The sequence below is a fragment of the Bradyrhizobium sp. USDA 4011 genome, from assembly GCF_054063415.1.
Map to the genome: position 1 here is coordinate 125568 of NZ_JBSSGG010000002.1, position 21432 is coordinate 146999.

Here is a 21432-nt window from a genome sequence, read left to right on the forward strand (position 1 = left end):
ACGTACGGCTCATGATGAACGACATCAAGGCTTCTTGTCAGAAACGCCTGAACCGCATCGAAGGCCAAGTTCACGGGCTCGCGAAAGATGGTCGACGAGGACAGATACTGCATCGATATCGTTACCCAGATCTCAGCCGTGCGTTCCTCGCTTCGTCGTGTAGAAGAAGAAATCCTGAAGGATCACGTCGCCCACTGCGTGGAACACGCCATCCGCAGCGGCGACAAGCCGATCAGCGCCGAAGATCGCGGAACTGATGGAAGTCGTCGGCCGGGCGGATAGTAAACGAGCGACGGTCACGAATGCTTGATCCCGGATCAAAGACGCCCATCGGACCTGGACTATGTTATTTAATGAAATACCTGCCGCCGCAGTGGGATCCGCAGGCCGCGAATGCCGCTAGACAAGCAACTCGGTTGGTTCCTGCCATTTTGGCATTCGTGGATCGCCTCCTTGGGCGAAAAGCTGCCGGTCGGCGCGTTGAGTTGGAGCCGGGTTATGTTCAAGCACACAGTCAGAACTCTGTTGCTGGCACTGCCATTGGCAACAGCAACGGCAAGTGCTTACGCAGGTGTCACCATTTCGGATAGGCGGTATTGGCCAAACGAGGCGAGGCAGAGCGCGCATGAGCTGTCGGTTCCGCAGGACGGCGGGAGTTCTGCGTTCGCTTTAATTCCTATGGCGCCGCCGGGCTACTCCTTCGCGCCATCTCCGAGCAGGCGGGTCTGGAGATATCAACGAGCCAGAAATTCCCGATGATGTAGCTGCATGTTCGACGCGAGGCGGGCGACCGGAAACTCTCTTTTCGGGACAACGGAAGCCCGTAGGTGGGCGGATCGTTCCTCTCGGTTCGCGCCTTTGATATCGATCAAGACTTCCGCTGCAGCATACTGTTTACTGTTTACGTAGCAGGAGTTTACGATGTCGCTGCAGGAGCGTTCCGATCACCAGGCACAGCCGCCGAAGGGTTTGTCACTTCAATCGCGCGCCGGACTGGTTGTGATCGGATTTTTGATCGTCGCAGGTGTCCTGCTGTTCACCGAACACCGCGCACACGTGCTCGGGCTTCTGATTTGGCTCCCCTTGCTGGCTTGTCCGCTGATGCACGTTTTCGTGCACGGTGGGCACGGCCATGACGGCACTGACAGTCAGCAGGACAATCGGAGAGCGTCATGAACGAGGCCACGCCTGCCTACGGCCTATGGAGCCTTGTGATCGTCAATTCGGCGATCTTCATCTTCTTTGCTTACACGTTCTTCAAACCACGGACACCTCGGGATTGTCGCTCATTCAGCGCATTCAGCGCGTTTCTGGTGGCACTGTTCGCGGAAATGTATGGATTCCCGCTGACCATCTACTTCCTGTCCGGCTGGCTGCAGTCGCGGTTTCCCGACGTGGATTGGTTTTCGCACGATGCGGGTCACCTCCTGGAAATGATGTTTGGCTGGAAGGCCAATCCGCACGCCGGTCCATTTCACATCTTAAGCTTCGTCTTCATCGGCGGCGGCTTCATCCTGATTTCTGCAGCGTGGAAGGTCCTTTATGATGTGCAGCAATCGCGGTCGCTCGCAACGACGGGACCCTACAGCTATGTCCGGCACCCGCAGTATGTCGGCTTCATCATGGTCATGTGCGGCTTCCTGTTGCAGTGGCCGACGATCCTCACGCTCGCTATGTTTCCGGTCTTGACAATGATGTATGTCAAGCTTGCGTGGGCCGAAGAGCAGGATGCCAGAGCGGCATTTGGCGAGGCATACGCAAGATATGCGGCCAAGGTGCCCGGATTCATTCCGAAGCTCAGCCGCATCCTGGGCCAATCGGCTGGCGGTTTTCCGCCACGGCTGATAAAATAATCCGAGAGAGCCAGATCAAGTCATGAAGCAAGTCCGGTATGGCAATATCAAATTTGCCCTCGGCGCGGCAATGCTCGTCGCAGCAGTGGCTGTGTTGTGGATGATGTCCTCCGCCGGACCGCCGCGATCTGTTAAGGTGGAGGTCACCGAGCCCGAGCTGTCCGCATTGGCCACAAAGGGCAAACCCTTATTCGAGGCCAATTGTGCAACTTGTCATGGAATGAGGGCCTCGGGGACGGAGAAGGGTCCACCCCTTGTTCATGACATCTACAATCCCGGGCACCATGCGGATCCCGCATTTTTTTCGGCAGCCAAGTTCGGCGTGAGGCAGCATCACTGGCCCTATGGAAACATGCCGCCGCAACCCCAGGTCCGTGAGGATCAGGTGGCGGCCATCGTGCGATACGTTCGAGAGCTCCAGATCGCAAACGGCATCAAATATCGGTCGCATCACATGTAAGGCACCAGCTGCAGGTTCGATTTCAAGTGACCAAGTCGAAGAGAGCCGGTTGAAGCTTCGGGATTTCTACAAGCTGTCCTGGTTCGATCTTGCTTTACCACAATACGCGAACGCCGCCCGCAACAAACAGGCTGCCGACAGCCTCTCCGTTGGCCCTCGCAATACCGGCTGTTTCTCCGAGCTTGCGGTCCCATACGACGCCGATATAGGGGGCGACGTTGCGAGTAACTTCATAGCGTAGCCGAGCACCCAGCTCGACATCGGTGAATCCACTGCCGAGATTGAGATCGGAGACGCGCTGCGCCTGCAGCTTGAGGTCTATGCGAGGCTGCAGAATAAGCCTGTTGGTAATCAGAACATCGTGAAAGGCGGTGAGCGCGGCTGAGACCTCGCCCTTCTGGCTGATGTAGAGGTCGGCGTCGATCTCGATGAAGAATGGGACCAATCCTTCGACGCCTATGGTGGCATAGGTGCGGTTGGACTTGGCCGAAAAGTCCTGGCGAATGCCGAATTGTGCATCAAAATAATAGCTGATGAGGCGCGAATAGAGTAGCTGCACTTGTCCTTCTTCGAGCTTTCTCGTTTTGCCGTCATAGAAGCCTTCCGACTTCAGGAAGAACTTGTCGTAGTCCCCCCCGACGAAGGCTTCCATGTCCCATCGAGCGTTCGACCCGGGCCCGTTCCATTCCAGCTTCTCGAACCGCATGCTGCCGAATGGCTGCTGATCTGGGAACATTGGCTGATAGTAGGGGACGGGTGGGACGCTCAGGTCAGAATAGTTCGGCTTTAGCGAGTTGGTTGATGACTGCGCTGAGGCGATCGACAGCGTCGCAAGAATAAGACCTCCGCTTGCGACCAAGGTGGAAAGCAATTTTTGCATTCCGTCCTCCTATTTTGCGGCCGAGGCCGTCTCGCGCACGACCTCGATCTTGCGCATCATGCCGGTTTCCATGTGGTAGAGCTGATGACAGTGGAAGGCCCAAGGCCCTTCGGCATCGGCCGGAACATCGACGTCGACAGTCGCGCCTGGCTTGATGTTGACCGTGTGCTTTTTTGGGCTTCGCGCGCCATTGCCGACGTCAGGCAGAAACCAGGTGCCGTGAATATGCATCGGGTGGTTCATCATGGTTTCGTTGATGAACCGGAATCGGACACGCTCGCCGTAGCGCAGCACGATGGGCTGTGCCTCGCTAAACTTGCGGCCGTTAATCGACCAGAAGTAGCGCTGCATGTTTCCGGTGAGACGGATTTCGATGATACGGTCGTAGCGCTTGTATGGGTAGGGATCGATCGCCTTGAGATCGCGATAGGAAAGAACTCTGGTGCCTGGAGGCGCGCCGGTATCGTTGGTCAGTGGATCGGGGTCCATGTTGACCGAGGTGACCGGGACGCTGGCCATGTCCTCGCCGCCGCGCAAGGCATCGGCCTGCGGCCCAGTCTGAAGCCCAGTAGATGGCATCGACGCTGGCGACATCCGAGATCTTCGGCTTGCGCCCTGCGAACCGCCTTTCATCGCTCCATGATCCATTCCCGACATTTGTGCCAGCGCCTCGCTGGTACTTTGCGTAGGCGCTGAACTCATTCCGGGCATCTTGCCGTGGTCCATGCCCGGCACGGTTGGCGATTTCGCTGGCTTGCTGGGCTTGGATCGCGGGGCGCTCGCCGCGTGGCCAGTGTGCTGGGCGCTACCGGAGCTCGTCGGGACGCCCTTCGGCATTCCTTTCATTCCTTGCATGCCGCTCATCCCGCCACCGGAGGACATGCCCCCCATGCCAATTTCCATAGCGACAGGATCTTCCGGTGCGACATGGCCTGGCAAATCCTGCTCGGGCTGCCGCGTGCCGCGATCCTGTCCTTTGGGTCCCAAATTCATGCCCATCTCGGCCATGGACACCAGGGGTCTAAGCCGGTGCGGCGGCAGGCCGCCGATCATGCCGGGGCGCGGCGCCAGGGTGGCCCGCGCGAACCCGGTGCGGTCCATCGGTTCGCCCACGATGGTGTAAGCGCGGTCTTCCGTCGGCTGGACGATCACGTCGTAAGTTTCGGCATTGCCGAAGCGAAACTCATCGACGCGCACGGGTTCGACGTTGTTTCCGTCGGCGGCGACCACTGTCATCTTCAGGCCGGGAATGCGGACGTCGAAGTAGGTCATCGCCGAGGCATTGATGAAGCGCAAACGGATGCGTTCGCCGGGGCGGAACAGAGCCGTGAAATTCTGCTCGGGCGTTCGGCCGTTGACCAGGAAAGTATAGGCCGACACGTCCGAGATGTCGGTCGGATCCATTCGCATCATGGACCAGGCGATGCGGTCGTTGATGATAGCTTTGCTTGCCTGCTCGTCCGGCGCCTGCGAAAGCTCCTGGAACAGACTGACCAGAGTGCGCCGGTTGAAATTGTACCAGCTGCTATCGATCTTCAAGTTATGGATCACGCGACTGGCCTCGTCGGTCCAATCCGACATCATGATGATGTAGTCACGGTCGTACCGGTAAGGGTCCGGCTGCCGAGGCTCGATAATGATCGGCGCGTAAATCCCGAGTTGCTCCTGCTCGCCGGAGGAGTGGCTATGGTACCAGTACGTTCCCGATTGTTTCACCTTGAAGCGATAGGTGAATGTCGTCCCCGGCTGGATGCCATTGCCGTAACCGGGCGAGATGCCGGGCACGCCATCCATCTCCGGCGGAACGATTAAGCCATGCCAATGAATGGATGCGGGTTCGTCGAGCTGGTTCGTTACATTGATCGTGACATTCTCGCCCTCCTTGAAACGCAGCAGCGGTCCTGGCAGCTGACCATTGATCAACATCGCCGCGGCCGGACGGCCGGTAATGTTTACCGCGCGACGCTCAAGGACCAGATTGTAGGTCCCAGCCCTCGCCTGCACGCCCGATATCGTGAGAATGACGCCTAGCAGGAATAGGCGAAGCGGCAAGCGATGAAGCAACGACTGCATGGGGGTCTCCCGGAAACTCGGAGCGGTTCGTATCCTTCTCCAGACTTGCACACCCGGTTCGTTGTACAAGCTGCGCGGATTAATATTCCGACACTGTGACCAGCGCGCCATACTTCAGGCTGAGGTCATGGCTAATTCATAGATGTGTGCCGAAGCGTTGCAAGCACATCTGCGTCAACCCGCATGGGCATCGGCCGAAGATCACTTTCCGCCAGCATCTGCGGCGCAAGCTTTTTTGGCCACTTCCTAGACGGCATCCAGCCTACGACACGAGCTGAGAGCAGAACTTTAGCCCGTCCTCAAGTTCGATTTCCGGCGGCCTCTCGGATTGCGGTCGCGAGACGACGTAGGCGGGCTTCTGGGTCGGATTTTCGACGCAGAGGACCTCGACCGAACGCCCTTTCTGGTACACCTGCCAGTTGGCCTTGTACGTGGTCTCTGGCGCGATCAGGACGCAGATCGCTTGTCCAAGCGCGCAAAGCTGCGGCAATGCGGGCCCCATTTTCCCTCCCATGTTTCCGCCGACGAGACGGCGGTTCGCTTGAACGTTGATGATAGTATTGGAACTCGCGGCGATTCTTGTTTTTTCTCCAGACTTGCACACTCTTATGGTTTGGCCCGCGTACCGACTTCACGCCGCGGTCAGGGTTGAATCATAGATGCTTGCATAATCCGCTGCGGCATCATTCCAGCCGGTGGGGCGCGCCATCGCGGCCCTGCGCATCGTGCGCAGACGCGAAGGTGAATGATAAACGTCGAGAGAGCGGTAGATCGCTCCGAGGAGGCCGCCGAGCGAGAACTCACGGAACAACAGACCGGTGACACCGTCTTGAATGGTATCGGCAAGCCCGCCGGTTCGATGTGCAACAGGCAATGAGCCGAAACGTTGCGCGTACATCTGGGTCAATCCGCATGGTTCAAAGCGCGAGGGCATCAGCAGAAAATCGCTTCCCGCCAGCATCTGACGCGCGGTCGTTTCCTCGTATCCGATCTTGATGCCGACCTTGCCGGGATGTTGCTTGGCCATCTGGCAAAGTGACTGTTCGAGTTCGCTTTCGCCTCTGCCGGTGACGACAATCTGACCGCCCTGTCGCACGATCGTTTCAATGGCTTCGATTGCAATGTCCAGGCCTTTCTGATGGACCAATCGCGAGACGATCGCAAACAGCGGGCCCCGCGACACCGCCAAGCCGAACGTTCTCCTTAGCGCTTGCGCGTTGGCGGCCTTTCCCTTCCAGTCATCCGGACTGAACGGTCGCGCCAGGTGCGGATCCGTCAGAGGGTCCCAGCTTTCGTCGATGCCGTTGATGATACCGGTCAAGCGCCCCTGATCGAGCTTTCCTCTGAGCAGCCCGTGCAAGCCGCAGCCATGCTCGGGTGTCACGATTTCCCGCGCATAGGTGGAACTCACGGTCGTAATGTGCGATGCGTAAAAAATCCCCGCTTTGAGGAAGGAAATGTCACCACAGAACTCGACCCCATTGATGTCGAATGCTGCGTGGGGAATGCCGAGCCGATCTAAGCGATGCCGCGCAAACAAGCCGCGATGCGCAAGATTGTGGATGGTCAGCACGCTCGGTATCGATCGGCCGCTCCAGGCCAGGTAGGCGGGCGCCAGCGCCGAGGTCCAGTCATTGAGATGCAGCAGGTCCGGTATCCAATTTGGATCACCTGTGCCGGACGCGATCTGTGCAGCGGCAAGACCGAGCCTGGCAAAACGAAGATCATTGTCCGTCCAGTCAATGCCCGTTGCGTCTCCATAGGGACCGCCGTCGCGCTCGAAAAGCTGCGGACAGAGCAGCACATAGACGGCAAGATGGTCGTCCGTGGTGCTGCGCGCAAGATCGCAGGCCGGGACGCCGCCGCGGGAAGGCAAATGACCGACGATTTCGACTGCCCGAAGTTGGCTCACGACATCGCTATACCCTGGGAGCAAGACGCGCACATCGCACTTATTTCGGAGCGTGCGGGGCAGCGCGGCGGATACTTCGCCAAGGCCGCCCACTTTTACGTAGTCGGCAAATTCGGAGGTGACGAACAGAATTTTCGGGCAACTGCGTGGAACCTGGTCGGCGCCGAGCGCAGCCCCACTTCCGGGTTTGATCGGCCGCTTATGCCGAGCCGAATCATGCGCCTTCCGCCGGTCTCCCATTCCGCTTCCCCCTTTGATGCCAAGGACCAACCATTCGATAGACGCTCGAACAGCGAAATCATTACAAGCCTCGGCGGCCATTTGTCGTTGAAGTGCCGTCACCTATTTGGAGGTTGTCACGCATTTGACCGCAGACTTTGTTTTAGATCAAACGTCTTTCACCAAGAGACAGCAACATGACGTGAGTATCAGGAGGACCAGACATGAGCCTTAGCCGTCGAAACAACCTGCTATCTGTCCCGACAATGTCGTACCGGGTCGCCGCAGTCGCCCTCATGGGCGTGCTGTCATCGCAGCTAGTCGTAACCTCTGTGCTCGCGGCATCACCGTCCGTTCGCATGGCGATGATGGACGACAAGGAAATGGGCTCGATGGGAGGCCAATCCAACAATTCGATGTCCGGCATGGGCGGAATGTCGGGAAGCCCGTCAGGGGGTATGGGGGGAATGTCCGGCGCTTCGTCCAGCGGCATGGGCGGCGGTTGCTGCATGGGATCGATGGGACAGGCGCCCGGATCTGGGTCGTCCAGTGCATCGGGCATGTTAATGCAAACCAGCCTACCGGGATTTCCCGGCTCATCTCATATTTATCACGTGGGTGCGACGGGATTTTACCTCGAATATGCCGACAAGCTCGGCCTTTCTACCCAGCAGAGGACCAGCCTCAACGAAATCAAGCAGCGCGCCCTCGTCGACCAGTCAAATCAGCAGCGGAAGATCGACGAAGCAGAGCAGGCCCTCTGGTTGCAAACGGCAGCAGACCAGCCAGATGCCACGTCGGTCGAGGCCAAAATCCGCGAGATCGAAAAGTTGAGGGCGGATCAAAGACTGAACTTCATTCGCAACGTGGGCGATGCCGCCAAAGTCCTGACCGACGATCAGCGCAAGATGGTGCTGGGAATGGCGCCGATGCCAGGCTCAGCGGCCGCACCTGCATCGGCGCCGAAGTCGATGAATATGGGTAAATAGACGATCGACAGCAATGGTAGGCGTTCAATGAAATCCAAGGAGGCTGAGCCGCTGTTTAGATGTGGTCTTTCAGGAGGATGTTTATCTGGTCTCTCCTCGGAACACTGAAGCGCCGTAACCTCAGCTTCCTGCAGAAGCATTGCCATACTCGCCTAGCCGGCAACAAGTGGCAGGAGCCGCGTGATGGCGTACCGTTGGTCAGAGACAAACCGGCACAACCGGCGGAACGTTGACACACCAATTGCCGCGAGAAGTTCCCTTCGAGTTGGAGGAGGCGTTCGATGTATCGTCGCGCGACTCTCCCCACGCGGATATAGCTCGTTCGAACGGTTCATTGACATGCCAGTCGGCATCGACCTCGACAAGGTCGAGGCGCAGTTCGCGAACGGCGTGCTGACCGTTGAGCTAGTGACGTGACGTCCGAGAATGTGACAACACACAAAGAGATCCCGATCGAGGACAGATACGCAGAACGAGGCCATCGGGCCAGACACTGGCGCCTCGAACGACACGAGAGTCAAAACATGACCACTGACAGTCTGGCCGAGCCAACACGCCGCGACTTCCTTTATGTTGCGACCGGGGCGGCTGCAGCTGTAGGCGCGGCGGCCGCTATGTGGCCTCTGATCAGCCAAATGAACCCCGATGCGTCAACGATTGCGGCGGCTGTTCCCATTGAAATCGATCTCGCGCCCATTGCCGAAGGCCAGATCATCAAAGTCTTCTGGCGCGGCAAGCCAATATTCGTGCGGCACCGCACCGCTAAGGAGATCGAGGAGGCGCGCGCCATCGATCCGCGAACACTGCCCGATCCGCAAAGTGATGCCGATCGCGTGAAAAGCGGCCACGAACAATGGCTTGTTGTGGTCGGCATTTGCACGCATCTTGGTTGCATTCCGCTCGGCCACCAAGGCCAATATGACGGCTGGTTCTGCCCGTGCCACGGCTCCGTCTACGACACCTCTGGCCGCGTACGACGCGGTCCCGCGCCTGCCAATCTGTATTTGCCGCCCTACGAGTTCCTCTCCGAGGCGCGGATCCGCATCGGCTAACGCAATCCAATGGTTCCTGGCCGGCCAAGCAGGGCAAGCCGCGCGACAGCCCGCAAATGGCGTGCTCGGCGAAGTCGCCGAACTTGATTCACGTCGGCTCAATGCGGATCACGGTTTCGGTGCCGCGCTAAGATGCATGCGTGGAGGACATCGATCTGCGCACCCGCGTCAACTCGTTGGCACTCGCGATTTCATCGCGTTAGTTGCCCAGCAGAATGATACTGCGGATCCCGACCAGAAACGATGTCGCAAGAGTTCGTGCGACGGCGCCGATACCCGTGGTACGCTACTCTTCACGGAATCCCTGGTGTGCACCGTGCTTGTTGCAGATAACGACCAACGCTTCAGTGCTGCGCCAAGCGGATCTCCGCCCGTGCGGAGCCGTAGACAAGGGCAAAAGAGCGGCAGCGCGAAACAACACCCTTCATGATGTCCAAGGCCTCGTTTGTAGCGCCTCGGTGGATACCATAGTCGGCGACATAAAACTGAGCCTCGCAAAGCCGCCGCTCGGAGTCATGCTCAGCACCTTCTTGGGCCTTTGCGAGCATGTCCGTCGGCATCAGTGCTCCCAGATACAGGTCGAGCACCGCGCCAGGCCACACGTCACGTTTCACTCTTGCGGCGTTGGTGGCGAACTCATCGTCGTCAATGGATTTTGCATGAAGCCGTGCGATGTGCAGCCAGATCGCAGCGTTGCCATCGGTCGGCCGCAGCCGCACCGCCACCTGGAGATCGTTGATTGCGTCCGCGGTATTTTCCAGAAACAGGCGGGCGCGGCCACGTCCAAAATACAGCGCGGGATTGCCGGGATCGATCTGCAAGGCCTCCTCGAACTCGGCAAGCGCGTCGCTGTAGCGGGCCTCAACCAGATAGGCATTGGCACGGGCGTCATGATATCGCGCGTTGCGCGGCGCGAGCTCGAGGGCGGCGTTGAGGTCGGAAAGAGCTCTTTCGAAATTCCCATTCGCCAGATACAGCGCCCCGCGACTGGCGAAAGCATCCGCGAACGAGGGACGAAGCTCGATCGCCTTGTCAAAATCCGCCATTGCGCGTGCGAAATCGTGCTTAACCGTGTAAGCGCCCGCCCGATCAAAGTAGGCCTTGTCGAAATCCGGACGCAGCGCGATCGCTTGGCCGTAGTTCTCAATTGCGAGCTCGAGCCTGCCCGTTTGAGCGTAGAGGTTGCCGAGATTCAGAAGCACGCTCGCATCGTTCGGGGCAAGCTGATGGGCTAGCTGCAAATCCGTGAAGGCCTCTCCGTATCGCCGCTCCGCGGCCCAGATCACGGCGCGATAGACGTAGCCGCCAGGAAAATCAGGTAGCAGCGCGACCACCCCGTCCAGATCGGTGAGGGCGGCCTCTGTCATCCCGAGTTGCTGATAGGCGGCGCCACGGCCGAACAGCAGCAGGCCGCGTTGCTTTTTCGAAAGTTGCTCGTCCTTCATGGCCTGATTGAACAGGCCGATCGCCATCAGGAACTGACCGCGATCTTTGGCCTCAAAGGCGGCTCGCGCGACCTCCGAAGTGTCGGGCGCAGAAGCAGCTGCTGTCATTGCGAAGGCAAGCGCGGCGCAAACAACAGAAAGTGTTCGAATACAGCGATACATGATGATCTCCAGCCGAAGGAGATGGGAAGGAATTCTTCTACCATGGCTATCCCACCCGCTATCGGGAGTTTGGCATGGCTGAACGCCCTCACATATTCTCGCGAGCAGATACCACCTCGATGCGATGGTCGATCCGTTCCCAACCACCCTCCTGCCAACGGATGGTGAAATCGATACTTTCACCCTTGTTCATCCGGCCAGTGTCGAGTTCCGCCACCCAGAAGCCGAGACTGCTATCGAGTGCTTCGAGGTCCGAGACCTCACGCCAGCCATTGACGCCCCAGTGCACCATACCCGCCCGAGGCAGCGCAATGACCAGACGGCAGCCAGCGATGATCGACCGGATTTGCGCGTGGGGCCACCAGAAGGCGTAAGCGGATGTCTTCTTCCTTCCCCCGTAGCGATTCCAGACGGCCTCCGGTCGGTCGAATGGCCGGCCGTGGTTGCGGGAGACGGCAAGCTTGACAAATTCGGCATGCGCCCATGCGAGCGGCATGGCCGATCCGGTGGGGCGGCCGGGATGCAATCGCCGCTCCTGGATTGGTGACGCATCCCAGACCTGTTCAGGGATCATACCGCCGGGGCTGGCTGATGCGGCCATCGTCTCAAGCATCGGCAAGGGATCTTCGTCGGCGCTTAAGGCATAATGGCCCCGCTCCCCTGCGAGAAGCGGCCAGGGCCGGCCCCTGCCGGCCCCATCATACGGCCGGCCATCATCGTGCTCGCCGTAGCCATCGCCATTATAGCGGTGCCAGAACGAACCGGAGGGGGTTTCGACTTTTAGGAGCCGGTCCATCACCTTGATCGTATCCAGGATCAGTGGATCAGATGCGTCCCTGAGGCCATAGCGGACCAGGCGCAAGAAATCCGTGCTGACTTGTTCGCTCGCCCGCATTCGCATCCCATCGCTTCGGTTGCGAATGGGCACGTGCTCATCGAGCGCGGTCTGGCCTTCGGAAAGTACTGATGGCGGCGACGTGCGAACATAATAGCCGGCAATGGCGAACTGTTTTGCCAGATCGGTGCCGCACGCGGTGAGCCAGTCTTCCAGATGGGCGTTCCAGAAGTCTGCGAGCGCCGTGGCCCAGTGGCGCGCCATAGGCTCGAGCAGCGAGCCGCCTGCGACAAGCGCCGCGATGCAGGTGGCAAGGGTGAACGCGTTCAGTCCGCTATTTTCTTCCCAACGGTCCTGATCGGTCGAGGGGCCAACCCGGGCGATATAGCCGAGCGCGCGACGGATCATGTCGTGGGGCTCTGTTCCCCCTAAGGCATCCCGGTCGGCGAGCAGAGCGGCCAAAAGAACCGGATAGGCCGCTTCGTCGAGTTGGACCCCGCGCCAATAGGGTTCGCCACCCAACCATTGGTTTTGCTGCCAGTGTCCTTCCACATTTTGTGTTGCGATCAGGTAGCGTAGGGTGTTGCGCGCTTCCGCCTCCCCTCCGAAGGCAAGCAGCGCCGTGGCGCACTCGACGAGGTCGCGAGGCCAAACCAAATGATAACCGCTCCGCTCGTTACCCGTGTCGCCCCAGGGCACGCTCAGGCTTGCCACCATCGCGCCCGGATAGGTCTTATCGAGGTGTGTGCGCAAAACCATCACGGATGTAACAAACTGATCCTGCAAATGAGCCGGAGCGCCCGCCGGTCGGGCGCAACATTCAGCGCAGCTGCGGTGCCAGGCGCTCCAATCGGCGATTTGCGCGTCCAAAACGCTATCGAACGGCTGCATCAGTGATGACACGGCCAGTGTCGCGGCCGCACCTTGGCTGCTTGCGAAGGCCAAAGCGAGCACGCTGAATGGCTGCAGCTCCGCCAACAGCGCGACGTTGCCGGGACCGGCAGCCGGGTACTCCCATGCCATCCTGCCGTTGCCGGCGAAGTCTTGCCAGCCGTCGCTGGCGCCGACATAACCCGCGCTCGCCCTCGTGACGGCGTCCTGCTGGTGCTCGTCGACGGCGGCAAGGGCCATCGCAAACGGCGCCCGTTCCGCCGACAGAAAACGCCGTCCGCGATGCTCGGCGATGACAGCGCGATTGCTGTAGCCGGTGGCGCCGAGATGGGGGGCAACCAGCACATAGATTCGCAACGCCGGATCGTCACTCTCAAGGCGACATTCGATCAAAAGCACATCGCGCAGCGGGTCGGGCGTGATTCGAAGCCGCAAGCTGAACCGCGAATGGGAATGGGTGATTTCATAGGCGGGAACGCCTGGTGCGACCGATCGCAGCTGATATTGACCGATCCGCTTGACCTCGATCCAAAATCCCCGGTCGTCGGCTACGATGAAGCCGAGGTCCCGAATCTGCGGAATGTCGATCCTCGGCCAATAGACTTCGTTGATGATGCCGTAACCTGCCGTGAACCAAAGCCGGGCGGGCCCGAGCGAGCAGCCGACCACGTCTTTTGAGCTGCTCGTCCAGGTCGGAAGTATCCCCGGCGCGCCCGGCGCATCGAAATACGGGGCCGGTTCCCAGTGGTTGGTCCGGCGCCGCGGAGCTGTTGAAATCGCCGCTTCCTTCGCAAGCGCGTCCAGGTGATCTCGAGCAGTTATCACGGCTTGATGCTTGGATTGACACTCTGGCAAAGGAGGGCAAAGGTTCCGTTCACAATGTTGCATTGCATGAGCTCGATGATCGGATGAACTTATAACAGTTTGTCGAACATCCGGCTTGTCAAGTATGATGCAGGTCAATCACGGCGACCCAATCCGGTTCATTATGACCATGACGCATTGCAGGTGTAGGAGCCGGGGCTTTGCCAATTCCTGAAACCTCTGCAGGAAAGGGGGCGATTCGTGGCCCGCAACATCCTGGACGCAGCCGGCGGCTTGTGCAGGAGGATAGGGTGCGCGGGGTGACTTCAAATCCCGCCATCTTCCAAAGGGAAATCGCTGAGTCCCGGGACTATGATGTCGCGCTGTGTGCCCTCTCTGGCGATGGGACGTGTCTGGAGACTCCGGGAAAAGCAACCGGGTTGTGTTCTCTGCCAGATGATGCTCTCTCATAATAGAAGTTCGGGAGTCTCTTTCGTGCCGTTCGCATCTCAACGTCGCCGTTCATGGTTGGCCCGGATTGCAGCAGCCACGTTCGTGAGCCTTTCTGTCTTCCACGCCGATGCGCAGACGGAAGGGGGGCACGAATCCCATCATCCGAATGCATCTGCGCCAGCGAATCCAGCGGCGCCGGGCAGCATGGGATTTCCGCCTGTCCCGTCGAGGCCGCCAATGGGCCCGCCGAGCGCAGGGATGGGAGAAATGGGAGGCGCATCCCCGGGCGGCGCAGGCCACGGCGGCGGCATGGGCGGGATGGGCGAAATGATGGGGGGCCGTCCGCGCAAGGAGTTTTATCCGTCGCTGATGGAGATGCCGAGCCTCTCAGCCGAGCAGCGCCAGCGCATCGAGTCGCAAACGCGCGCGGCGCTCAATACCGCCACAGAAGAGATCGCCAGCGCTGAAGCGGCGCTTCGCCAGGCGAATGCGAGGGCTGATTCCAAGGGCGCGGAGGAGGCTACATCGCGGCTTCGGGATGCGCTTAACCAGGCGAAGAGCGCGGCTACCACGCTTCGGGCGCTTTCAGAAGGAAAGCCCCCACAGCAGATCGCGCTGGACTGGTTCAGGACACAACTGAATCTTCCTGCCCTGACGGCTTCGAACGATGCGGGGCTTGGATTGTCGTGGTTTCATGTCGTCACAATGGCGGTGCTGGCGACATTCACCGTGGCCATGATCCTCGTGTATGTTCTGCGTCTGCGCCGTGCCAACCTGTTGGTGCAAAGATTGACGAGCGCTCCCGCTCTCGCCACTGCATCTGGCAGAGTAGCTACTCCGGGGCCGCCAAGTGCGCCGCCGCCCACCACACCACCTCCTGCCGCATCTCCGGGTACGCCTCCATCGACCCGGGCGGGTGAAGCTGCCCCGCCAAGCTCGGCAGTTGCGGCGGCAAGTCCTGCCGCCGCATCCTCGCCCTGGAAAGGCAAACTACAGGTCGCCGGCATCTTTCGCGAAACGAACGACGTCAAAACCTTTCGACTCAAGAGCCCCGACGGCGGTCCCATTCCCTTTACCTTCCTGCCGGGGCAGTTTCTCACCTATACCGCTGAAATTGATGGCAAGCTCGTGCGGCGCTCCTACACCATCGCCTCGTCGGCCGCACAGACCGCCTATGTGGAGACGACCATCAAGCGGGAGGAGCCAGGCATCTTCTCCGATTACATGCATGACAAGGTCAAACAAGGCGATCTGATCGAAGTCACTGCGCCCTTTGGCGCGTTCACCTTCAGAGGCAAGGAGGCCGACAGCGTCGTCCTGATCGGTGGCGGGGTGGGAATCACCCCTTTGATGGCTGCCATACGCTATCTGTTTGATACCGCCTGGCGGGGCGACATTTTTCTCGTCTACGGCGTCCAGACCACCGAGCACTTCATCTTTCGCGACGAGCTTGAATATCTGCAACGCCGCATGCCGAACCTGCACGTGATCGCCACCATGGCGCGCGCAGAGGGCACCTCCTGGATGGGACCGCAGGGTCACGTGACCAAGGAGCTCCTGAGCCAATCGGTTCCAGATATCCAAAAGCGGCGCGTCCACCTCTGCGGCCCGCCCGGCATGATGGAGGCCATGAAGAAGATCCTTGCGACAGTCGGGGTGCCGTCTGACCAGGTGAAGACCGAGGCGTTCGGACCAGCGCGCGGCGCCGTGCCGCCACCGGGGGTGACACAGGTGCTCTCAGCCGAGCCGGCTGCTCCCGCGGCGGCGGGTGCGCCGCCTGCCGCACCTGCTCTAGGGCCGGCGACGGCAACCATTCGGTTTGCCAAGGCCAACAAAATCGCAGCCCTGCCGCCCGACAAGACCGTGCTTGAGGTCGCCGAGTCCAATGGAGTGTCGATCGACTACGCCTGCCGCGTCGGGGTTTGCGGTACCTGCAAGACGAAACTCCTCGAAGGTCAGGTGACGATGGAGGTCGAGGACGCCCTGACACCCGAGGACAAGACCCAGAACATCATCCTCGCCTGCCAAGCCAAATCCGTCGGCAATCTGGTTGTCGAGGCCTGAGATGAATCAGACCGAACGGCAGATCACCGAGGCCGTGCTCTCTGTCATCCTCTTCCTGGTGCCAGCATTCCTGTTTCACACCGCGCCGCGCTTTGCCGGAAGCCTGACAGGCTTTGTGCTCGGGGTGGCCGCTGCCACCTTGATGGTCTTGCTTCTGATCTATCCGCTCGTCAAATATACGGCTTGGCTCAAGCGATGGGTGACTCGCGTCGTGTCGCTGCGCGCGCTGCTGGCGTTTCACGTCTATGCCGGTGTCTTCGGCGCGTTTCTGGCCATTCTTCACACCGGCCACAAATACCAGAGCCAACTCGGAATCGCGCTTCTCGTCACGATGTTGATCGTGGTGGCGACGGGGTTCATCGGCCGATATTACCTGCCGCAGACGTCTCTTGAGCTGAAGGAGGCGGAGTCGCACCTGGGGACACTTCGCGCGACCTACAATCAGGCAGCGGAAGCCCTTGCCGAGCGCCAGGCCCTCGAGGACGCCGCTGCCGCTAATATCAGCGCGCCAGCCCTGCAGAACGTTTCGATGCTGCAGGTCGTTGAAGGCATCGCCGATCTCGAATATGCCATCGGCTCGCGCGAGATCCTGAAGAAGGTGTCGATGCGCTGGATCGTGGCGCATGTCGTGGCCGCAATCCTCATGTACACTTTGCTCGCCCTGCACATCGCAGGAGAAATTTACTACGGGCTGCGGTGGCTGTCGTGAAGCCGCTCAATGCCTTTTACCTTCTGCTGGTCGTCGCCGGGCTGCTTGCCAGCGGAACCGCCATCGCGATGCTCTATCGCACCGGATCGGCCTCTATTCCGGGATGGCAAGAAACCTTCCAGCCTGGTCCCCTCTCCAAGGAGCATGCGTTCTTGAGCGGCAAGTGCGAAGCGTGTCATACACCTGCGCGCGGTGTTGAAGCTCAGACCTGCATCAAATGCCACGCCAACGCCGCCGCGGATCTGGCCAAGCAGCCGACTGCCTTCCACGCCACGGTCGAGGATTGCCGCGGCTGCCATAGCGAACATCAAGCGGCAGGCCGGCCGACCCGAATGGATCACGCGGCGCTCGCGCGAATTGGCTCACACCTCGCCATCGGAGCGGCAGGCCATCCGGGAGTAACCCGGCAGATGGTCAAGGATATGGCGGATTTTCTCGGAATTTCCGTCTCACCTGGGGTGGAGAGGAGTGCGCTGGATTGTGCGAGCTGCCACAGTAATCAGGACCCACATCAGGAGCTCCTGGGACGCAATTGCGCAAGCTGCCATGACACCGAGACATGGCGGATCACTTGGTTTCTGCATCCCTCTCCCGCGTCAAAGATCTGTGCGCAATGCCATCAGGCCCCGCCGAGCCATTTTACCGAACATTTTTCGGCTGGTTCGATGGGTGGGCACGGAAGCACGCAGATCAATCAATGCCACCAATGTCATAAAACGAACTCGTTCAAGGATCGCAAAGAAGCAGCCGGCGGCGGCATGCACTGACGCCGTGCTGCCGCCGGAATGCGTTACGCTGTGACGGAAAGAACGATGTCCGCGACCAAGAGCACAGACTGGAAGCGCGAGAGTGAGACGGCCAATCGCCTGACCTGGGCAATCACGGCGATCAATGCCCATCTGGAGGAGCTTCGGCAGATTTTGGCCCGAGCGCTCGGCATCAGCGGGCCGCAATGGATGATCCTAATGGCCATTTCCGATCTGGACACCGGCGACGGCGTTCAGGTCAATGCCGTTGCGAGGATGTTGCATGTTAATGGATCCTTTGTCACAACCCAATCCAAGCTGCTTGAAAAGGCCGGGCTGGTGGGGCGCAAGCCTTGCCCGTTGGACCGGCGGGTCGTTCGGCTTTCATTGTCACGCAAGGCGCTCAAGCAGCTAAGCCGCGATAGCGAGCAGCAGCAAGCCGCCGCCGATATCGTTTTCGCGGGCTTTGAAGGTGAGGAGCTCAATCAATTCATCACCCGCCTGGCAGCGGTAAGTCGGCGGCTCGAGAAGGCCCGGTTAAGAGTGGCGCTCGAGTTATGAGCCCCTCGTCTCCGCCGTCATCAATTGTGAACGCCTTCATCCGCAAGCTTCGCGGGGCTGCTGCAAGTGCAAGCGCGCTCATGAGTGGCTGCGATTGATCATTCTGTCGTCGGTCCGGATGCGCCGGACCCGGGAACGGCGATACCGCGCGCGCGCGGCCAGACCAGGTGATCGACCTGCCACCTCAAACCCTTCAATCTCATCTCGAATTCGATATTCGGATATTGCGGCTCGTTCATCCTCAGTGTGACTAGGAAGCGCGTCGGGGTCCGGAAGAACGCGTAGCTCGTTGCCTCCCATAACGTGCTCGATCGGCCCGATCTTCGTGCGTCCGAATACCAGGCGATGAGTCCGGACGGCGAGATAACGCGCTCGGCTACGGGGTCGAACACATATGGACTTAACGCCAGCGCAAAAGCCGCGCCAATCGCTTCCGGCCCGCTTGCGCCATAGGCCTGCGTTGCGAGCGACGTCGTAACGTCCGTCTTCAGCTGCGTCCGAATGCTCGGCCAGTCGATCAGTTCTGCAACCACGCGGGTATCGCTGGCTTCCAAGGCCCGATCAAGCCGATACAGGGTCACATAGGGATAGGATAAATAACTGGCGAGCAAAGTGCCGAGAAGCACATATGCCACCGTGCGGCGGCGAATGTGGCGGTGCGCCGCTATCACCTCGGTCTCCAGGTATGCCATGTCGATCTCCCGTCGCGGCTTCGCCACCGGTCCCTAGCAGGGTCCGTGAGATTGCCGTGCAAGCCGTGACGTGTGTTGATCTGCCTCAAGCCTGGAAGAATGCGATCGCCATCCTGATTGATCGCGCGGGAGTGGTGGAGAATTCGAGTTCTTGGTCTTCGTTGCCCGGACAGCGGAATTTGTCTTTCCTCCATCGCATCAATAGGACGAAATAGCCGTGAGCTCTTGGTTCAGATGACGCCCGTCGTTTTCTGTGCGGACCGATTGATAGGCCGTTTGATCTGTACAACCATCGCTTTTCGCGACCGTCACAACCCGTCGAGGAATAAATGGCATTCAAGTTCAAGGAGGTGTTCTCGAGCGCGCAGGCTGCGCTGAGCGCTGACCCTGCCCAAGCGTTAGCGACCTTCCGAGCGCAATCCCGTCTCGGAGATGGCGTTGACAGCGCCGTCGCGATTCGCCAGTTCAGCGTCCAGGTCGACGAGCCAGCGGGCCTCGGCGGGCAGGACACAGGACCGAACCCAGTGGAGTACATTTTGGCTGCCCTGGGCTCTTGTCAGGAAATCACCTACCGCCTCTATGCCGACGCGCTTGGCATTCCCCTCAATGGCGTTTCGGTTCGGCTTTCCGGCAGGATTGACTTGCGCGGCTTGTTCGACGTCGAAGCGGACGTTCGGCCGGGTTATCAAGTCATTGAAGCCGAGGTAATTTTGGACAGTCCGGCTCCCGAAGGCGAGTTGGCGCGCCTCAAAGAAATCGTTGACCGTCATTGCCCCGTGCTGGACATCTTACAGAATCCGACCCCGATTCAGCTTTCACTTCGTGTGGACCCATTGCGGAGCGCGGGTGAGTGAGCCGCCTGCCGTTCGTGTCATCCCCCGGAAAGCCGCGTTCGAACGATCTAAATGGCTGATCAGGTCGGAAGGATAATGGTCCCGTGAGCCGGCTCTTTTGGCGGAGGCGGATCAAGAGTTTTCTAGCCCTGAGCATCTTCGTTGAGGGTACGTCCACTGCACAGCAGCACTTGAGCTTCCGGTTGGCTTACCCCTGTGGTCACCGCCAAGTTCGCGAGAATTCCGCGCCCCCTCCGAATTTGTCAGCTGAAGCGGCGAGCATCGCACGGAGACGACGGGGCGCGTTTGCGCGTCGTACCAGAAAGCGCGTCATCTTTGAGCGAATTGCGTCAACAGACCAATGCCCGCTAGATGATCATGGATGCTCAAGGGATGATCACTTCTATAGTCGGTGAGGCGTCACTGCATCCAACCAGCACGCGCAGGCTTGTTTATCGATTGTGCAGCTGTTTAAGGTCTCCAGTTGAACGAGACCGCAAGATGTCAGATAGTGTTTCCAACCGCGGCTTGCCGCTCACAACCAGGGGGGCATTGGTACTCGCCGCCTTTGCGACCGCCCTGGCGTTCAGCATCATTCTGCCAAACCTGCCGTCGCGGATTGCGGCCGTGTCCGGCTTCGATGATCCCGCGACGATATCGCGGCATACAGGTCTCATGACGGCGGCCTACACGGCTGCCATTTTCGTTTCCGCTCCCTTCCTTGGGAGGATCTCGGACGGCTGGGGCCGTCGACCGGTGCTCATCCTGGGTCTTGCAGGATTTTCCACCAGCCTGATGCTGTTCGAACTTGCAGGCGACTTGTTGCTTCTTTACACGGCGCGAGCGCTGGCCGGGGTTTCGGCAGCGGCAATCACACCCGTGGCGCTCGCGACCGTTGGTGACTGGTCGCCCGACGATGGGTGGCGTGCGCGGCGGTTCGCCTGGATTGGAGCGGCAACCATGATCGGCTTTATGGTTGGTCCGCTGCTCGGCGGCACCTTGTCCATCCTGAGTTCGAAGCAAGCTCAACTTGAGGCCGGAGCCCCGCTGTTTTGGCCAATCGTGCTTGCGCTGGTTAGCGCTTGCGTGATCGCGCGCACAGTTCCCGTCTCGAAGAGACCCTCCAGTTCACATGCCAATGCATACCCTCCGCGGAGCCGATGACCAACGAACCTCCAAGAGCTTGCTTGTGCTGGCCGCGATCGTTGCGGGCGCTGTTGCTGCTCTTGACGTTCACCTGGCCTTGCGCGGCAATCTTGGCTCAAGCGCCTCCGGGTTGACCATCGGATTGATGCTCGCCGAGTGCAGCGCTGTGATGCTGCTCGCCCAAATACTCGTGTTCTCGCCGGTTGTGCCGCCGAAGGCGACGCGCTGGTTGATCGCGCCCGCGCTGGGCATGCTTGGGATCGCTCTTGCTCTCGCCTCGGCCGCGACAACTGCGCCAGCACTTGCGCTTGGCGTCGGCGCGATTGCGATGGCGGCGGGTGTGGCTGCCCCGATTATCACCTACTGGACCTCCCTGATTGCGGGCGAGCATCAGGGCGAGGATTTGGGCCGATGGATTGCGGTCACCAGCCTTGGTCAGGCCCTGGGGTCGGGCGCCGCCGGCCTGTTGCTGGCATATGGGTTGTCCAACGTCATGTTCGCTATCGCGAGCGCGCTGGCGCTCGCCGGGATGATCATCGCCGCGTGGTTGGCAAAGCGGTTGGCATAGCCCAACAACGGGATCAGCTGGTTTTCCGCAGAAATCGGGAGCTCCGCCGAGCCGGAATCGCCCGAGCGCGCCGAGTTGGCTCCCG

General features: G+C 60.0%; 20 protein-coding genes and 1 pseudogene. 14 read left to right on the plus strand and 7 right to left on the minus strand.

Translation table 11 applies throughout. From position 1 onward, the window contains the following. The first annotated feature begins 11 nt into the window (after nt 1-11). The 4 genes and pseudogenes from ACVW1C_RS40945 (at nt 12) to ACVW1C_RS40960 (ending at nt 2313) form a co-directional block, all read left to right on the plus strand. Nucleotides 12-310 (plus strand): annotated as a pseudogene (locus tag ACVW1C_RS40945) (metal-sensitive transcriptional regulator). Between the two features lie 611 nt (nt 311-921). Further along, nucleotides 922-1176, plus strand: coding sequence for a DUF2933 domain-containing protein (locus ACVW1C_RS40950; protein WP_028133086.1), 255 nt, complete (start codon nt 922-924; stop codon nt 1174-1176). Beyond that, nucleotides 1173-1853, plus strand: a complete 681-nt coding sequence (locus ACVW1C_RS40955; RefSeq protein WP_028133085.1) for a methyltransferase family protein — start codon at nt 1173-1175, stop codon at nt 1851-1853. Before ACVW1C_RS40950 ends, ACVW1C_RS40955 begins: the two co-directional genes overlap by 4 nt. Before the next feature lie 22 nt (nt 1854-1875). Beyond that, nucleotides 1876-2313, plus strand: coding sequence for a c-type cytochrome (locus tag ACVW1C_RS40960; RefSeq protein ID WP_028133084.1), 438 nt, complete (start codon nt 1876-1878; stop codon nt 2311-2313). A gap of 94 nt (nt 2314-2407) precedes the next feature. Here ACVW1C_RS40960 and ACVW1C_RS40965 read toward each other — a convergent pair whose 3' ends face one another. From ACVW1C_RS40965 to glgA, 4 genes are all read right to left on the minus strand, one after another. Beyond that, the gene (locus ACVW1C_RS40965) at nt 2408-3193 is read right to left on the minus strand and encodes a copper resistance protein B (protein WP_028133083.1); all 786 of its coding nucleotides are present in this window, start codon (nt 3191-3193) and stop codon (nt 2408-2410) included. Nucleotides 3194-3202: 9 nt separating this feature from the next. Further along, a complete protein-coding gene (locus ACVW1C_RS40970; protein ID WP_080672090.1) occupies nt 3203-5266 on the minus strand; it encodes a copper resistance system multicopper oxidase in 2064 nt (687 codons plus the stop codon). 262 nt (nt 5267-5528) lie between these two features. Next, a complete protein-coding gene (locus ACVW1C_RS40975) occupies nt 5529-5768 on the minus strand; it encodes a hypothetical protein (RefSeq protein WP_028133081.1) in 240 nt (79 codons plus the stop codon). Nucleotides 5769-5897: 129 nt separating this feature from the next. Further along, nucleotides 5898-7499, minus strand: a complete 1602-nt coding sequence (gene glgA / locus ACVW1C_RS40980; RefSeq protein ID WP_245269304.1) for a glycogen synthase GlgA — start codon at nt 7497-7499, stop codon at nt 5898-5900. Between the two features lie 122 nt (nt 7500-7621). On the opposite strand from glgA, the gene ACVW1C_RS40985 reads away from it, so the two are divergent. From ACVW1C_RS40985 to petA, 3 genes are all read left to right on the plus strand, one after another. Continuing rightward, on the plus strand, nt 7622-8386 hold the full coding sequence (locus tag ACVW1C_RS40985; protein ID WP_245269303.1) for a Spy/CpxP family protein refolding chaperone: 765 nt from the start codon (nt 7622-7624) through the stop codon (nt 8384-8386). A 183-nt stretch (nt 8387-8569) separates the two neighbouring features. After that, nucleotides 8570-8803: an Hsp20/alpha crystallin family protein gene (locus ACVW1C_RS40990; RefSeq protein WP_080672088.1), complete on the plus strand. Its 234-nt coding sequence runs from the start codon at nt 8570-8572 to the stop codon at nt 8801-8803. Between the two features lie 107 nt (nt 8804-8910). Beyond that, complete coding sequence (gene petA, locus ACVW1C_RS40995; protein ID WP_028133079.1) at nt 8911-9438, plus strand: ubiquinol-cytochrome c reductase iron-sulfur subunit; 528 nt, start codon at nt 8911-8913, stop codon at nt 9436-9438. A gap of 344 nt (nt 9439-9782) precedes the next feature. On the opposite strand, the gene ACVW1C_RS41000 is transcribed toward petA, so the two are convergent. Continuing rightward, nucleotides 9783-11045: a tetratricopeptide repeat protein gene (locus tag ACVW1C_RS41000; protein ID WP_063831398.1), complete on the minus strand. Its 1263-nt coding sequence runs from the start codon at nt 11043-11045 to the stop codon at nt 9783-9785. 88 nt (nt 11046-11133) lie between these two features. Further along, nucleotides 11134-13596 carry a glycoside hydrolase family 15 protein gene (locus ACVW1C_RS41005; protein ID WP_245269302.1) on the minus strand — a complete coding sequence of 821 codons (2463 nt, stop codon included), beginning with the start codon at nt 13594-13596 and terminating at the stop codon, nt 11134-11136. A 699-nt stretch (nt 13597-14295) separates the two neighbouring features. Here ACVW1C_RS41005 and ACVW1C_RS41010 point away from each other — a divergent pair. From ACVW1C_RS41010 to ACVW1C_RS41025, 4 genes are read left to right on the plus strand one after another with little or no spacing between them, the layout of a single operon-like run. Continuing rightward, nucleotides 14296-16092 (plus strand): 2Fe-2S iron-sulfur cluster-binding protein, encoded by a 1797-nt coding sequence (locus ACVW1C_RS41010; protein ID WP_245269301.1) that lies wholly within the window; start codon nt 14296-14298, stop codon nt 16090-16092. 1 nt (nt 16093) lies between these two features. After that, complete coding sequence (locus ACVW1C_RS41015) at nt 16094-16801, plus strand: iron reductase (RefSeq protein WP_028133075.1); 708 nt, start codon at nt 16094-16096, stop codon at nt 16799-16801. Continuing rightward, on the plus strand, nt 16798-17568 hold the full coding sequence (locus ACVW1C_RS41020) for a cytochrome c3 family protein (protein WP_080672104.1): 771 nt from the start codon (nt 16798-16800) through the stop codon (nt 17566-17568). The genes ACVW1C_RS41015 and ACVW1C_RS41020 overlap by 4 nt, the downstream gene beginning before the upstream one ends. Nucleotides 17569-17613: 45 nt before the next feature. Beyond that, nucleotides 17614-18108, plus strand: a complete 495-nt coding sequence (locus tag ACVW1C_RS41025) for a MarR family winged helix-turn-helix transcriptional regulator (protein ID WP_028133073.1) — start codon at nt 17614-17616, stop codon at nt 18106-18108. 98 nt (nt 18109-18206) lie between these two features. Here ACVW1C_RS41025 and ACVW1C_RS41030 read toward each other — a convergent pair whose 3' ends face one another. Beyond that, nucleotides 18207-18800: a DUF2939 domain-containing protein gene (locus ACVW1C_RS41030; protein ID WP_028133072.1), complete on the minus strand. Its 594-nt coding sequence runs from the start codon at nt 18798-18800 to the stop codon at nt 18207-18209. 329 nt (nt 18801-19129) lie between these two features. On the opposite strand from ACVW1C_RS41030, the gene ACVW1C_RS41035 reads away from it, so the two are divergent. The 3 genes from ACVW1C_RS41035 (at nt 19130) to ACVW1C_RS41045 (ending at nt 21347) form a co-directional block, all read left to right on the plus strand. Beyond that, complete coding sequence (locus tag ACVW1C_RS41035; protein ID WP_028133071.1) at nt 19130-19654, plus strand: OsmC family protein; 525 nt, start codon at nt 19130-19132, stop codon at nt 19652-19654. Nucleotides 19655-20134: 480 nt separating this feature from the next. Next, on the plus strand, nt 20135-20797 hold the full coding sequence (locus tag ACVW1C_RS41040; RefSeq protein WP_196235980.1) for an MFS transporter: 663 nt from the start codon (nt 20135-20137) through the stop codon (nt 20795-20797). A gap of 25 nt (nt 20798-20822) precedes the next feature. Continuing rightward, the gene (locus ACVW1C_RS41045; protein WP_155253175.1) at nt 20823-21347 is read left to right on the plus strand and encodes a hypothetical protein; all 525 of its coding nucleotides are present in this window, start codon (nt 20823-20825) and stop codon (nt 21345-21347) included. Nucleotides 21348-21432: the final 85 nt, after the last annotated feature.

What these genes read in the sequence shown, in the direction of transcription:
- ACVW1C_RS40950 (WP_028133086.1), top strand. Translation starts at nt 922, where the DNA reads ATGTCGCTGCAGGAGCGTTCCGATCACCAGGCACAGCCGCCGAAGGGT.
- ACVW1C_RS40955 (WP_028133085.1), top strand. Translation starts at nt 1,173, where the DNA reads ATGAACGAGGCCACGCCTGCCTACGGCCTATGGAGCCTTGTGATCGTC.
- ACVW1C_RS40960 (WP_028133084.1), top strand. Translation starts at nt 1,876, where the DNA reads ATGAAGCAAGTCCGGTATGGCAATATCAAATTTGCCCTCGGCGCGGCA.
- ACVW1C_RS40965 (WP_028133083.1), bottom strand. Translation starts at nt 3,193, where the DNA reads ATGCAAAAATTGCTTTCCACCTTGGTCGCAAGCGGAGGTCTTATTCTT.
- ACVW1C_RS40970 (WP_080672090.1), bottom strand. Translation starts at nt 5,266, where the DNA reads ATGCAGTCGTTGCTTCATCGCTTGCCGCTTCGCCTATTCCTGCTAGGC.
- ACVW1C_RS40975 (WP_028133081.1), bottom strand. Translation starts at nt 5,768, where the DNA reads ATGGGGCCCGCATTGCCGCAGCTTTGCGCGCTTGGACAAGCGATCTGC.
- glgA (WP_245269304.1), bottom strand. Translation starts at nt 7,499, where the DNA reads ATGGCCGCCGAGGCTTGTAATGATTTCGCTGTTCGAGCGTCTATCGAA.
- ACVW1C_RS40985 (WP_245269303.1), top strand. Translation starts at nt 7,622, where the DNA reads ATGAGCCTTAGCCGTCGAAACAACCTGCTATCTGTCCCGACAATGTCG.
- ACVW1C_RS40990 (WP_080672088.1), top strand. Translation starts at nt 8,570, where the DNA reads ATGGCGTACCGTTGGTCAGAGACAAACCGGCACAACCGGCGGAACGTT.
- petA (WP_028133079.1), top strand. Translation starts at nt 8,911, where the DNA reads ATGACCACTGACAGTCTGGCCGAGCCAACACGCCGCGACTTCCTTTAT.
- ACVW1C_RS41000 (WP_063831398.1), bottom strand. Translation starts at nt 11,045, where the DNA reads ATGTATCGCTGTATTCGAACACTTTCTGTTGTTTGCGCCGCGCTTGCC.
- ACVW1C_RS41010 (WP_245269301.1), top strand. Translation starts at nt 14,296, where the DNA reads ATGGGAGGCGCATCCCCGGGCGGCGCAGGCCACGGCGGCGGCATGGGC.
- ACVW1C_RS41015 (WP_028133075.1), top strand. Translation starts at nt 16,094, where the DNA reads ATGAATCAGACCGAACGGCAGATCACCGAGGCCGTGCTCTCTGTCATC.
- ACVW1C_RS41025 (WP_028133073.1), top strand. Translation starts at nt 17,614, where the DNA reads ATGTCCGCGACCAAGAGCACAGACTGGAAGCGCGAGAGTGAGACGGCC.
- ACVW1C_RS41030 (WP_028133072.1), bottom strand. Translation starts at nt 18,800, where the DNA reads ATGGCATACCTGGAGACCGAGGTGATAGCGGCGCACCGCCACATTCGC.
- ACVW1C_RS41035 (WP_028133071.1), top strand. Translation starts at nt 19,130, where the DNA reads ATGGCATTCAAGTTCAAGGAGGTGTTCTCGAGCGCGCAGGCTGCGCTG.
- ACVW1C_RS41040 (WP_196235980.1), top strand. Translation starts at nt 20,135, where the DNA reads ATGTCAGATAGTGTTTCCAACCGCGGCTTGCCGCTCACAACCAGGGGG.